6 protein-coding genes are annotated in these 14,246 nt (G+C 56.2%); 3 read left to right on the top strand and 3 right to left on the bottom strand.

What is annotated here, in order from left to right; genetic code table 11:
• Positions 1-1,311 carry a DUF3754 domain-containing protein gene (locus Pla52o_RS10120; RefSeq protein ID WP_231612229.1) on the top strand — a complete coding sequence of 437 codons (1,311 nt, stop codon included), beginning with the start codon at positions 1-3 and terminating at the stop codon, positions 1,309-1,311.
• A gap of 290 nt (positions 1,312-1,601) precedes the next feature.
• Here the strand turns inward: Pla52o_RS10120 and Pla52o_RS10125 are convergent, their stop codons facing one another.
• The 3 genes from Pla52o_RS10125 to Pla52o_RS10135 all read right to left on the bottom strand — a co-directional run bounded on the left by Pla52o_RS10125 (position 1,602) and on the right by Pla52o_RS10135 (position 8,800).
• The gene (locus Pla52o_RS10125) at positions 1,602-5,180 is read right to left on the bottom strand and encodes an efflux RND transporter permease subunit (protein WP_146594475.1); all 3,579 of its coding nucleotides are present in this window, start codon (positions 5,178-5,180) and stop codon (positions 1,602-1,604) included.
• Positions 5,181-5,291: 111 nt separating this feature from the next.
• Complete coding sequence (locus tag Pla52o_RS10130; RefSeq protein ID WP_197169138.1) at positions 5,292-6,590, bottom strand: efflux RND transporter periplasmic adaptor subunit; 1,299 nt, start codon at positions 6,588-6,590, stop codon at positions 5,292-5,294.
• A 983-nt stretch (positions 6,591-7,573) separates the two neighbouring features.
• Entirely contained in the window at positions 7,574-8,800 is a 1,227-nt protein-coding gene (locus Pla52o_RS10135; protein WP_197169139.1) for a hypothetical protein, read from the bottom strand.
• Positions 8,801-9,430: 630 nt separating this feature from the next.
• Between Pla52o_RS10135 and Pla52o_RS10140 the strand changes: the two genes are divergently transcribed.
• Positions 9,431-10,765 carry an efflux RND transporter periplasmic adaptor subunit gene (locus tag Pla52o_RS10140; protein WP_146594478.1) on the top strand — a complete coding sequence of 445 codons (1,335 nt, stop codon included), beginning with the start codon at positions 9,431-9,433 and terminating at the stop codon, positions 10,763-10,765.
• Positions 10,766-10,898: 133 nt separating this feature from the next.
• Positions 10,899-14,222, top strand: a complete 3,324-nt coding sequence (locus Pla52o_RS10145) for an efflux RND transporter permease subunit (RefSeq protein WP_146594479.1) — start codon at positions 10,899-10,901, stop codon at positions 14,220-14,222.
• The last annotated feature ends 24 nt before the right edge of the window (positions 14,223-14,246 follow it).

Genomic DNA, 14,246 nt, shown 5'->3' on the forward strand with positions numbered 1-14,246 from the left:
GTGTCTAGTTCCTTCATTGATCGTTTTCTCGTCGAGTGGTCTGTCAATCGTGACGGCGCGACCACACGCTCGCTGGGGAGTTCGTTCAGTGATCGCCGCGAGTTAAGTGCATCAGGACTGATCTCGGACAATCCCGATCGCTGGGCGGTCGAGTTGTATTTGCCCGTCGAACCCTCACGTCTGCGTGATTACCTGATCCGCCGAAACGAACTCAGCGATTCCCAGCAACATGCATTCGCCGAAGCCTTTGCCCAGGTGGAAAGCATACTCAATCAGAATAGCGCGGCGTACCATACCGAATTTTCAAAATGGTACTCCGCACTCGATCCCGACTCGGATCATCGCGATCCACCCTCGGAGGAAACGGATGCCGCCAAATCCCCAGACGCGTTGCCGGACCGCCATTGCCCGTCCCCCTCGATCCTTCCGACCATCGAACTGTGCGAGCGGATGTTGGTGGAAGCGGGTTACAGCCGTTTACAACAATCGGATATCGAAGCGTGTGTCGGGGTGGCGAGTCAGTGGGGAGTGCCGCTACACGTCGACTTCAGCCTGTTTGATCAACTTGTGGTCTATTCGCGTGGTGACATCGTGGGCACGCGTTTTCGCCGGCGACTTCGCACTCTGTACCAACGCGAACCGGTCGAAGTCCCGCTGTACCAACGGATGGTGGTGCTGTTCAAGTTGCACGACGACGATGTTTCGGAAGAGCGACTGTCGTCCAAGGGGTTGCATTTACGGATGTTCAAGAACATTCCCAAGCTAGATGTCGATATGTTGCTGCCGGGAGCAAAAGTCCGCATTAGTAAAGTGGACCATGCGAAAATCATTGTCCCAAGTCTCGGTGGCCTTTTGATGTCGCTGCGTAAATTGGGCCACTTCGTCGTTCTGTTTGCCGCCATCACGCTGTACTCTTCGATGATGTTGGCGGGATTGATCTTTGCCTCGATCGGCTACATCATCCGCAGTATCGTCAGCTACTTTCAAACCAAGAATCGCTATCTGTTGAACTTAGCTAAAAATCTGTACTACCAAAAACTCGATACCAACGCCGGGGTAGGGTACCGCTTGATCCAACAAGCACGTCAACAAAGTGAAGCCGAAGCGACCCTGGCATTGTACGGCATCCTGTCGAGCGACACGCCGCTGAGCGAACGCAAACTGCGACGTCATTGCGAACGAATGATGCGTGAAGCGGTCAATGTCGAAGTGGATTTTCAAGTCGAGCGGTCGTTGAAGATTTTGTCGCAAGCAGGCCTCGTCGAACAAGTCGACGGAGAGAACTGGGGCATGAAGACGCGAGGCTGCTGAGAGGCGTCGATTTTTCACACCAATCGGAATGCCCCCTCCCGTGCGCGGGAGGGTCGGGCGCGCTAGCAGCCGGGGAGGGGTGGTTGCACTGTGTTTGCACGATCCACTGCTACCCCATCGAGCCCCCACCCTGAGCTTGCTGCAGCTCGCTCTGACCGCCCTAAAACAAGTTTCGGGGAGGTGATTTCGGGGAGGTGAAACGTCTTCAACGCCAAACAGGCGGCCCGGTCGCAGTGAGTAGTGAGTAGCACGTTCGTATTCGGCCGCGCCGCTAGGAAAGCTGCTCCCCTTTAACTCATCGCATGGGCGGCGGAGTGCGCCGGTGCTTCGGCAGCCCTATCTTCCGAGTCGTCCTCGATCCTCGACGACGGATCTGGATTGATTGATTTCTCCCCCTGACCGAACGATTCCTTGATGTCCATGAAGATGCGGAATAGTGTCGGCACAAAAATCAAGGTGAAAAGCGTCGAAACAAGCAGACCGCCTAACAAAACACTGCCCAAGCCGCGATAAAGCTCACTGCCGGAACCGGGGAACAACACCAACGGGCACAAGCCGAGGACAGTGGTCGCCGTCGTCATCAAGATCGGACGCACTCGCGTGCGGACGCTTTCGAGAATCGCGTCGCGCGAATTGAAGCCGTCGTCACGCATCAAATTGAGCGATTGATGCACGATCAAAATCGCGTTATTCACAACCGTCCCAATCAGGATCACAAACCCCAACATCGTTAACACATCAAGCGCTTGCGGCGGTAGTCCCTGCCAGTTCAAGTAAACGCTGAGCATCCGTAGTCCCAGGATCCCGCCGACCGCCCCAAGCGGAACACTCATGATGATCACGAACGGGTAAATCCAACTCTCAAACAGCGCCGCCATCAACAGATAGGTAATCAGCAACGCCAACAGCACGTTCCAGCGCAATGCCAACCATGTATCCCGCAGTTTGTCGGCGGTTCCCGACAGTGCAATTTGATAACCGCCATCGAGTTGCCCCGACGCACGAATCGGATCAATGATTTGGGTTTCAATTCGCTGCAATGCGTCCTCCAATGCCATCTCGGGCGGCGGAGAGACTTCGATCGTGATCGCCCGTTGACGCTCACGATGATTGATTTGCTCGGGACCGCTCGAGGAGACGATTTTGGCAAGTGAGTTGAGCGGAACCAAGCGACCACGCGGGGTCGCAATCGGTAACGACTCGAGATCTTGGATCGAGGTCGCTTGGTCGAAGCTTCCGACGATCGTCAAATCGATCTTATCACCGCCGACATAATAATCGCTGGCAAAGGCGCCATCGACCAAGGCGTTCACGGCGTAGCCCAAACTTGACGCGTTGACGCCCAATTGTTCGGTTTGGAACAAGTAGGGGATCACGTGCGTCTCGGGGTTGCTTAGGTCGAGACTTGGTACCGGTCTGGCTTGGGCATTCGGGATCACCGGTTCGCCCATCGCTCCCATCACTTGGCCGAGCACTCGGCCTCCCATCGCGACCAATTTCTCTAGGTCGGGCCCCGTAATTTCGACATCGATCGTGCGGCCCGCCGTCAACCCCTGTTCAAACAAACTCGATTGCTTGGCAATCACGAACGCGCCGGGTAATTTGGATCGCACACTTTGGATCAGAGGGATCAATTCACCACTTCGCTGCGGATCCAGCGAGCGAACGCCCAAGAAAACTTGCCGTCCGCGAGCGACGTAGAAAAAGTCAAAGATCGCTGGGTAGTCGAGATCGTTTGCCGCCGGGTCATCCGGGTCGATATCCCAATAGGGCTTCAAGTGCTCTTCAACGGTTTCGCCGAGTCTCGAAAGCTCATCCAAGTTGTATCCAGGCGGCGGCAAAATGATGCCGAACACCAAGTTGCGATTGCCGGTCGGCAAATATTCGACCTTCGGCCACAACGCGTAACTCAAACCTACCGTGGCAGCCAACAGCACCGCAATCAATGCCAACCGCCGCAGCAAACTCTGTTGGATCATTCGGTTCGCGCCGACCACCATCGAAACAAACAACGAGCTGATCCACAGAATCGGTTGGACGATCCTTTGCGACACGCGCTGCAGCCCCTGCGGCGCACGCCGAGTCTGCGACCTTGATTTCGATTGCTCAGGCCTCTCGGTGAGTAGCCGCGCCGTGACCGTAGGGATCAACGTGATGCTGACGATCAACGACAACCCAACCGCCGCACTAATGGCCAACGCGATGTCGCGAAACAATTGGCCCGCTTCTTCTTCGACAAACAAGACTGGCAAAAACACCGCCAACGTCGTCAGCGTCGAAGCCAACACGGCTCCCCACACCTCTTTGGTTCCGCGATACGCCGCGTCATACGGTGACCGCCCGTCCTGGTAATGACGATAGATATTTTCGAGCACCACCACAGCGTTATCGACCAACATGCCGACGGCGAACGCCATGCCCGCCAAACTGATCACGTTCAGCGAACGGCCCCATAGATTCAACAGCAAAAAGGTACCGATCACGCTAATCGGGATCGCCATCCCAACGACCAAAGCGCCACGAGCAAACCAGAACCCCGCCACCACAATCAACGCCAAGGTGATCAAACCGTACCATGGACTCAGCAGCATCGAAGCGACCGTGCTGGCGATAATCAACGGCACAAACACCAATGTCCGCACATTCAAGTGCAAAAACAGCATCAACACCAACATCGTCAGCGTTCCACCGACCACGATATTTTGATTGACCAATCCCACCGAAGCGTAGATGTATTCGGTTTCGTCATAGACCTGCAGCAGTTGCAATTTGCGGTCGCGCAGCAAATCGTCATTCAGTTCGTCGACGCCTTTTTTCAGTCCCTCCATGACGTCCAAAACATTCGCGCCGGTTTCTCGCAACGCATTGACGGCGATCGCGGATTCACCAAACCGGCGTACCAACCCATCGGGCTTTTTGAACCCCAATTTGACTTCGGCAACGTCGCTGACAAACACCGGCGCGCCATCGCGAATCGCCAACACTTGGGCTTTGACTTGATCCGCACTGCGAAATTGATTCAACGTGCGAACAACATAGCGCCGTTTGCCCTCCCAATAATCACCGCCCGAGGTGTCTTGGTTCTGATTGCGAAGCACACGACGCACGTCATCGATCGTCAAACTTCGTGCCGCCAAACGCTGGGGATCGATGATGACTTGCATTTCGTCGGTCAAGCCACCGAGCACGTTGGCATTGGAAACCCCGTTGACTCGTTCGAATCGGGCTTCGATATAGTCTTCGGCGAAACGTCGCATTTCAGGGACATTCAAATCGGGCGGCAACAGCGGAGCGATGCCGGGATGTTCCTGGACAATTTTGCGCAAACGGAGCAAACGCAATCCAGGGTTTTCGCTGCGCAGCACCGGAGCGAGTGGCTCACGAAGTTCCGGATGGGTATCGGCGAACGCTTGAATTTCTGCGAGGCTCGGTTGCAACGAACTGAGGATGAACCAAGCAATCGGGCGGTCCGATGAATTGCTGGTCGAGATCACCGGTTGGTCGGCTTCTTCGGGATATTCACGAACCTGTTGCAATCGGCTGTTGACCTTCAACAGAGCCTCTTCCATGTTCGTGCCGACGTAGAACTCCAATGCGATCCGGCCACTGGAGTCCATCGACTCGCTGGTCATCTTGATGACGCCTTCGACACTCTTGAGCTGTTCTTCCTGCTCTTGAATGATTTCCCGCTCGACTTCTTGCGGGCTCGCCCCCGGCCAACGCGTTTCAATCGTCAACGTTGGCGTTTGTACCTCGGGGGTCAATTGCATCGGCATGCGAACCAATGCGATCACGCCAAACAGGATCAGCAGCAACGCACCGACGGCAACTTTCACCGGGTTACGGACACAGGTTTCAATGGGATGCATGCGTGGATCTTGATTTGGCTTAGCGAATGAAAGGGAGGAGCCACGGTGGACAACGCCGTGAGCTGATACAGAGCCAGTGACGGGCTCCGACGCGTTCTGCGACGCAATCCACTACTGGGGAGCTGCGTCTTGCTTGTTGGTGATCACAACCGCTTGCCCAGGACGGAGTCGTTCATTTCCTCGCGTGACCACCAAGTCGCCTGGATTCAATTGGCCGGGGACTTGAGAGTGGACCGCGACCCAGCTCCCCCGCGAAGGGCCGGTGATCACAGGCGTAAGCGTCGCTTTTCCATCGACAACTCGGTACAACGTCGGCGTCGATCCGCCCAGCTGGATGGCGTCTTTGGGGACGAGCAAGCGCGTTTGTCTTTCGCTCGTGGGCAACGTGACCCGAGCCAACATGCCGGGCATCAAGGGGTGTCGAGACTCCACCGCCGGATTGGCCACGCGAACACGCACCGGAAAGGTCCTCGCCAAGGGGTCGGCCAAAGGCACGATTTGATCAATCGTGCCTGCGAAGGTTTGGTCTGGAACCGCCTCGACCGAAACGATGACGTCATCGCCGGGGTGAACAAAACGAATACTGCCCTCGGGAACATAAACCTCGATTTCGACCGGATCGATCTCGATGATTTGCGCCACGGGGTTCCCTTGGCTCACCCACGCGCCCGCTTCGGTTAACTCACGAGAGACGAAGCCGCTATACGGTGATCGCAAGGTGTACTTGTTGCGTCGGTCGTTGAGCGATGCAATTTTTTGGACCTGCATTTCCACGCGTGCGGCCGCTTGGTCGATTTGTTCTTGGCGAGGCCCTTCGACGACCAACCGATAGGAGCTTTCGGTTTGCGCCATCGTCGCTGCCGCGACAAGTGCTGCGGCTTGATCGGATTCAAATTCGTCCACGGAGATCCCAGAGGCTTCGTTGAACAACCGCTTGGCTCGCTCGAGTTTGGCTTTCGCATATTCATTGTTGGCTTTTGCGACATCGCGTAACGCTTCGGCAAGGGCGATCTCCTCCACACGCGAACCGTTCTTTAATTCCGCCAACTCGGCTTCACGCAGGGCCAGTTCCGCTTCCGCCCCCGCGATCTCGATGCCGATCGTAGCCGTTCGCAATTGAGCTAGCGGCTGCCCTTCGCTAACCGCATCGCCCGCGTTGACCAAGTACTCCAAAACGCGGCCATCAACCGCACTGCCAATCGTGCTTTCTCGCCATGGTTTGACGTTGGCCACAAACGCTTGTTGAGAGGCGACCTCTTCTTCCATCACCGCCGCGACCACCACACTGGCGGGGCCCCCCTGAGCGAATAATGCATCACTCCAAGCGACGAGGAAGCTCGAAACCAACGCTGCGATCAAGGCGAAGCGAATCTGCCGGAGATACATCTGGATTAAGGGTAGAGGCGTCACGTTGATGGATCGCATTTGGGGGGGAGGAGGAAGGAAGGGGCAGCCAAGACGCGACCGCCGTCGCATTCATTTGCCTAATGGACGCTGGCAACCCTCGACACGAAGGGGCAACCCTCGACACGAAGGGGCAATCTCGACGCGAAGGGGCAATCTCGAGTCAGCGTGATCGACGTTCGCGAAAAGGGGGGGAGGCGACGCTGGTATTCGGCAATACCCCCCCATAATACGTCATGGGGACCTGCTTTTACAGCTGAGAATTGAAAATGAGCTGCAATTCCTGGCCAGCAAGCGAGTTGCGGATTTCCGTAATCGTCGCCGTGGGTGGGCGTCAAAGCAGGCCGCAGCCCCCCTGGGGTGCGACTCGTCGGCCCGGTTTCTCAACCGCTCACAGCGGACGGAGCTTCCGATGTTGGGCCGCGATGCATTGAGCGAAACTCGCGTTCGGCGAAGCAGGAAACACGCATGAAACTAGCAAGCAAAAAAAAACGGCTGCGAGGCACTCGAAAGTGTCTCACAGCCGCTTGTCATTAAACCCGCGAGAGAAGATGCACTCACGTTTCAGCAAACCCACATAAGCTGGAACGATTGTTACCCACTCAATTTTTCTAGCATCGGGTCGTCCACTCGGTTGACCCATGCCGGCATCATGATCCATCGACCGGATTGTGCTGATACTTCTAGTTGTTCGTGTTGTTTGGTCCGGAAAGAGCCAGTTTTGAGTCAAACCGTAACGATTATGCCGGTGGAGTGATTAAAACGCACGAAAACATACTTCTACAGGGGGTTCAAGCAACAACCACCGCACGGTTCAGCGACACAGCCCCCCCCAATGACGATTGCAATTTGCCGGAAACGTCAAGGCCGGTCCGCTTCGATTCGGTTCGTCCTGAGGTCGAAGATTTCATTTCCTGGAAACCGACGCGCGAGGCACCAGATTCGAGTTGCCTCGGTGGCCAATGGCGTGTCAAAGAACGCTTTTGGATCTAGACGCCGTAACGATTTTGCAAGCAGCGTCGATGGGTCTTCGCCAGCGTTGCTCGGGCCTGTTGTCCCGCCGCCTCGGCCTCGATAGCAATGCGATCGAGCAGTGTCGAAAAGCGATGAAACGAATCGACTCCGACATCCCAACCGGCATGCATCAGCCGTTCAAGCGACGTGCTAGGGTCTCTCGCATTGTTCGCCTGATCCATCCAATATTCAACCACCTGATGGCGACACGCTTGGGAGCTACTTCCCAGCAGGCTCGACAAATACTTTGACGCTTGAACCGTTTCGGGGGCAAGTTTCTGCAAGCGAGCGACGGAGAACTTGGCCGCTTCGTGTTGCATCCAATGGCTGTTCATGCGAACCGCTTGATCGGTAAAGCTCGAAGCGGTCGCCCCGCGCTCGTAGACGCCAATGGCACCGGCTCGATCATCGCGCCGTTCGATCGCATAGCCCAGCAGGTCCCAGGCCCATGCAAGTTGGCGGGTCGATTCCTGAGTGTGATCGATCACGGCCTTGCAGTGCCTCTCGACGGCGGACCAATCTTGAGTGCCGCGATCAAAGTCGCCCACGTTCAAATTGTCTTTGAGTAACCGCCATGCATCGGCCGGAATTCTCGAACCGTCAAACATCCAGGAAACACAATCGTTCCACGAGAGCCCAAGTTTGCTGGCGATTTTACTGTTGACTTGACTGGACCAAGGTTGGTGCATCGCATCCTGGACCAATTCACAACGAACGGCCTCAGTGGCAATGTCCTCGCGTAGCAAGATCTCGGCAGTTTCCTGCGGACTGGTTTGCTCGGCCAACAGTTCACGAATCGATTTGCTTTGATGTTCAAACGCCCAATGCACAAATGGGTCGTTGAGCGGGTCGAAATCTTGTTTGGGATTCTCGGCGGGAACGGCCAAACGACGACGGGGGCCTGGTAACCGCTCGACCACCGCTTCGAACACGATCGCATCGGCCAAGCGTTTCCCCCAGGGCATCCAATCTCCCCCACCGTGAAACCACTGGACCATTTCGCTCATCTGATTGTTTGCGTCCGCTCGCACGCAGACCCAATTGCCGGCGGAATCCGCTAGCACGGGCAACATATCGCAAGGCATCAAACCGGGCCAAATCTCATCGGCGGCATCCGACAGCAACGCAGCAGGCGAGATCGGCACCCGAAATTCGCCAGTCCCTTGGCGTTGCCAAATCTCACGATCGAACCAGTCAGCCAAATCAGGTGCCAACGTGCACTGATATCGCTCGGAGATCCGTTCAGACCACGGGGGCGGTTGGGAAACGACTTCAGACAATGGGGACCGAAAATTCAGGAGGACGCAGAGAGTGAAAGCAGAGAGTGACAATCAATGGATCGGTGGGAAACACCGCAGTGGCTCTGGGACAGACTAGGTTGTTTAGCCTACCGAATTTGCCACATCATCCACAAGAGGAGCGGTCCGCCACCCACGGCAATGAAGGCTCGTTAGGCTAAGCCGTTATCGCTTGCAACGGCAACCGTGATGTGCCAGCCCATTCCGAGTGTCGGTAACCCACCGTCAACACTTCCGTGCCCCGCGACGCGATTCACGCAGTCCCCCCCGCCAATGCTACACCGCCCCGTCACCCCAAACCAGCCCTGGCGGGGGGCACGAGGTGTCGACAATCGACTTTAATTTCTCAAAGGACAGGTCGACCCCCATTTCCGCTGTCCCCGGCTTGGCCGCGATTGCGCATTACCCTTTCGACAGGCCCTCCCCCCTTTCAATAGGCCCTCGCCTTTCAATAGGGCTAACTCATTCGACAGGCCCAACTCATTCGACAGGCCCAACTCAATTGTCAGGCCCGCCCACCACGAGACCCATCCCATGCTCCGCAAATCTGGACCGACCGAACTGCTGAATCAGAGGTTTCTCAGCACGCTGCTTTCGTGCAGTTTGACCACCTTCCTACTCGGTGGAGTGGCCACCTATTGGGCGGTCGCCAAGTGGTCGGCCCCGATCGTCTCGACGGAGGGTGCGGCCGCACGCCCCGCGGGCAAAGGCAAACCGCCCGCTCGAGCTCAGCTGGTCCGGGTGGGCACGATCCAGCGGCAATCCATCGTGCCGGTGAAAGCATTGGTGGGTGATTTGATCGCCGTTCGCAGTGCCACCATCGCCACCGAGGTCGCGGGCAAATTGGTGGCATTGCCAATTGATGAGGGGACCGAAGTGATCGCTGGCAAAACCCTGATCGCCCGCATCGATGACACGTGGACGAACTTGGAACGAGACAAAATCATGACTCAAATTGCGGAAAAGAAAGCGACGCTCGCATTTGAGACAACCGACCTGAAGCGTTACGAAGAATTGCTGGGGCAACGGGCGGTTTCGCTGAGTGAAGCCGAGCAGAAACGTTCACTCATCGAAGGACTCCAGGCCTCACTCGCCCAACTCAATGTCCTGCTCAAAGAGGCCAACGAGCGTATCTCACGACGTGAAATTTACGCTCCCTTCGACGGCAGCGTCATCGCCAAGCACACCGAGGTCGGTGAATACCTTCCGATCGGTAGCCCGATCGTCGAAATCATTTCAAACGGTCGAATTGACGCGCGAATGATGGTGCCTGAGAACTCATTGCCACTCCTAAGCACCGGCGACTCGGTGGATGTGGTCGTCGATAGCTTGGGGCTGGAACTCTCCGGAAAAGTCTTTTCGATCAACGCGCAAGGTTCTGTCGGCTCTCGTACATTCCCAGTGCGTGTGGAGTTGGATGATCGAAACGGCAAACTGTTGCCTGGAATGGGAGTCACGGTGTTTGTCCCCGTGATGCAAAAATCGACGGAATTACTTGTGCCTCGCGACGCGGTGCTGATGCAACCCGACGAGTCGACGGTGTGGATATTGGAACCTAAAGAGTCAACCGACGCCTCCAAAGCCCCGCCCGATGTGACCTCGGTTTCCAATGGAGGCACCCCGCATTCCCAACCGCAATGGGTTGCCCACCCCGTGCCGGTGCAGGTTTTGTCGCATACCCGCCAGTCGTACGCGATCACGTGTCAGCGCGAGGCGGATCGATCACGACTTGCGCCGGGTGTGCAGGTCGTCACCGAAGGTCTCGAACGCTTGGTCCCCGGTGCGCTGGTGCGCGTCGACTCGGATTCTTCGTCGCTAGAGTCGGTGCCCGGAGCGTATCGCACCGGACAACAACGCGTCGATCGATAAAGCGTCAACGACGCCGCGATCGTTTTTGCCACGTCCTGCCTGTCGTGGATTTTGTCATCGATCCTTGCTCAAGGAAAAATTTGACAAGGTTCCTTACTTCCCACCTCCTTACACGCACCACGCCGCACGCCTTATGGACCCGATCAAATTCGCTATCGAAAATCCGGTGAAGACCGCCGTTGGCGTGATCCTGGTGCTGCTCTTTGGCGTCATTGCACTGGCACGGATTCCCGTCCAATTGACTCCCGACGTGGATCGCCCCGTCATCACCGTTCGTACCAATTGGAGTGGCCGCAGTCCGGAGGAGATCGAAAAGTCGATCCTGCTCGAGCAAGAGGAGAAATTGAAGTCCGTGCAAGGGCTGTGGAAGATGACGTCGCTGGCGAGTTTGGGCACTGCGAGCATCACGTTGGAGTTCAACGTCGGCGCGTCTCCAGATCGAATCTTGCAAGAGGTATCAAACAAGATCGACGAGGTCCCCGCATATCCCGAGGACGTCGACCGACCGATCATCGATGTCGCCGACACGGCGGATGACAACGCGATTGCTTACCTATTATTACAAGCCGAAGACCCCCATTTCGAAGTTGCCACGTTTTATGACTACGCCGATCGTTTTCTAAAACCCAGCTTGGAACGAATCGAGGGCGTCGCTGAGATCGACATCAAGGGCGGTCGCCAACACCAAGTGCAAGTACGTTTCGACCCCAAAGCATTGGCCCAACGTGGGATCACGATTTCCGAATTGAATTCGGCATTGCGTCTAGACAACGTGAACGCTTCGGCCGGCGACATGGCGAACAGTCGTCAAGACGTGCGTTTTCGTGTACTCGGACAATACGATTCGCTCGAGCCCCTGCGTGACACGATTATCAAATTTGACGAGGGCGGCAGCCCGGTGCGTGTCGCCGACGTCGCAAATGTCGAACTCACGCTGGAAAAATCGGTCCACTTCGACCAATGCAAGGGACGCACGTCGATGACCGTCTTTGTTAAACGCAAAACGGGCAGCAACGTATTGGACATCATCGAGCAAGTCAAATTGGCGGTGGACGAAATGAACGCCGAAGGAGGCGTGCTACGAAGTTTCAAAAACGATCGCTACGGACTCCGACTGCGAATGGCGTTCGATGATTCACTCTACATCTACAGCGCGATTGGCTTGGTGCGAGAGAACTTGTGGATTGGCGGCGGTTTGGCGGTGCTAGTGTTGCTGTTGTTTTTACGCAGCCTGCGGTCGACGTTGATCATTGCGGTTTCGATTCCGATCTCGGTCATCGGCACGTTTGTCGTGATGTGGTTCGCGGATCGAAATTTGAACGTGATCTCGCTCGCCGGGCTTAGTTTTGCCGTCGGCATGGTCGTTGATAATGCGATCGTGGTCCTGGAGAACATCGACCGTCATTTGAAACTTGGCGCCAGCCCCGCCCGTGCGGCCTACGAAGGAACACGCGAAGTTTGGGGAGCGATATTGGCGTCGACATTGACGACGATCGCCGTGTTTGCGCCGGTGTTGACGGTGCAAGACGAAGCGGGACAACTGTTTTACGATCTGATTCTTGCCATCTGTGCCTCCGTCGCACTCTCGTTCGTTGTTTCGATCACGGTGATTCCCACCGCAGCGGCGTTGTTTTTGCGTCGCTCGGCGGAGCCTAGTCGCGTGGCCGGTTCGGTGGCTGGCTTGTTCGGCATTGCCCGAGTGTTTGGATGGCTCAGCGATCGGTGGGCCTCGTTGATCTATCTGTTGACGTACCGCAGTCTATCCAGTGCATGGCTCCGCATCATGCTGATCACACTGACGATGCTCGGCTCGGTTGGGATAAGTTTGATGTTGATGCCGCCGGCCAGTTACCTGCCCAACGGCAACAAGAACTTCACGTTCTGTCGCCTCTCGACACCCGCCGGTTATTCGTTGATGGAAAACTTTTATGTGGGACAACGCATTGAAAAAGAACTCGAGCCTTTTTGGCGTGCGACCAGCTCGGAAGAGGCCTCGCTCAATGGCCCCGTGATCGATCGGCGAACGGGCAAAGAGTATCACAACATTCCTGCCTTAAAAGAATTCTTCTTTGTCGTCGCCCGCGGCAGCGTGTTCATGATCGGGATTAGCCAAGACCCTAGCAATGTCGAACCGCTAGCGGCGGTCTTCAGCAAGGTCTTTGACGTGATCCCGGCCAGTAAAGGAGTGACGTCGCAAGCGTCGATCTTTGGCCGTGGGTCGGGAAGCTCCAACGCCGTGGATATCGAAGTCAGCAGCAACGACTTGGTTCGCTTAAAGGCAGCCTGCACTTACCTCGAAAAACGGTTGCAAGAGAGGTTTTCTAAATTCTCGGTTCGCTCGTCCCCCAGCAACTTCAACGAAGCGGGGCCGGAGCGGCAACTGCAGATCAAACAAGAAGTCGCCAAGCGGTTGAATATCAACGTCAGTGACTTGGCGCTCGCGGCGCGTTCGATGATCGACGGATCGTTTGTGGGTGACTTTGATTTCGCGGGCGACAATATCGACTTGATCCTGATTCGTGATCCCGCCGCGGAAATTTCCCCCGAACAGGTTGCCGAGCTGCCGATCGCCGTACGAGAAGCCAATGGCAAAGTCGTCATGGTGCCATTGGGACAGATTGCTAGTTTTGTTCCGACCGAAGCGTCGCAAGAGATTCGTCGGGTCGAACAGCAACGGGCGATCGCGCTGACGATCACTCCGCCTAACAACGTTGCACTAGAGCAAGCTCAAGCCACGATTCTCGAGGTTGTCGACCAAGCGCGAGCCGAAGGGCATTTGGGCGGCGATATCGCGGTGTCGTTGTCGGGCAATGCCGACCGTTTGTCCGAGGTCCGCGCATCGCTGATGGGACAATGGACCGGTTTGAATTGGGAATCGATCGGAAGTGTCTCGCTGAGTCGTTTTTTTCTGGCGTTGTTGATCACTTATCTGTTGATGACTGCGTTGTTTGAAAACTTCCTGTATCCGCTTGTCATCATGTTCACGGTACCGTTAGCAACGGTCGGCGGTTTTGTAGGATTGTGGTGCGTTCATCGCCAAGACGCCACTCAGCAACTCGACGTATTGACGATGCTCGGCTTTGTGATTTTGGTGGGCGTGGTAGTCAACAACGCGATTTTGATTGTGCATCAAGCACTAAACTATATGCGCGGCCACCACAGCGAAGCCGAAGGGGACGTCGCCCCCATGTCACCGCGTGAGGCGATTCGCGAATCGGTGCGAAGCCGGATGCGTCCGATCTTTATGACGACGTGCACCAGCGTGTTCGGCATGCTGCCGCTTGTCATCGCACCAGGCTCGGGAAGCGAACTCTATCGCGGTCTCGGTTCGATCGTTGTCGGTGGATTGTTTTTCTCGACGGTGTTTACACTGTTGGTCATTCCGTTGCTATTCAGTCTCGTGTTGGACTTGTCCTCGTGGTGGAAGCCACATCCCAACGACACCGTTTCGCCGTAGCCAAAGTTTCACGAAGTTGGCGAT

Source organism: Novipirellula galeiformis (assembly GCF_007860095.1).
Taxonomy (GTDB): Bacteria; Planctomycetota; Planctomycetia; order Pirellulales; family Pirellulaceae; genus Novipirellula; species Novipirellula galeiformis.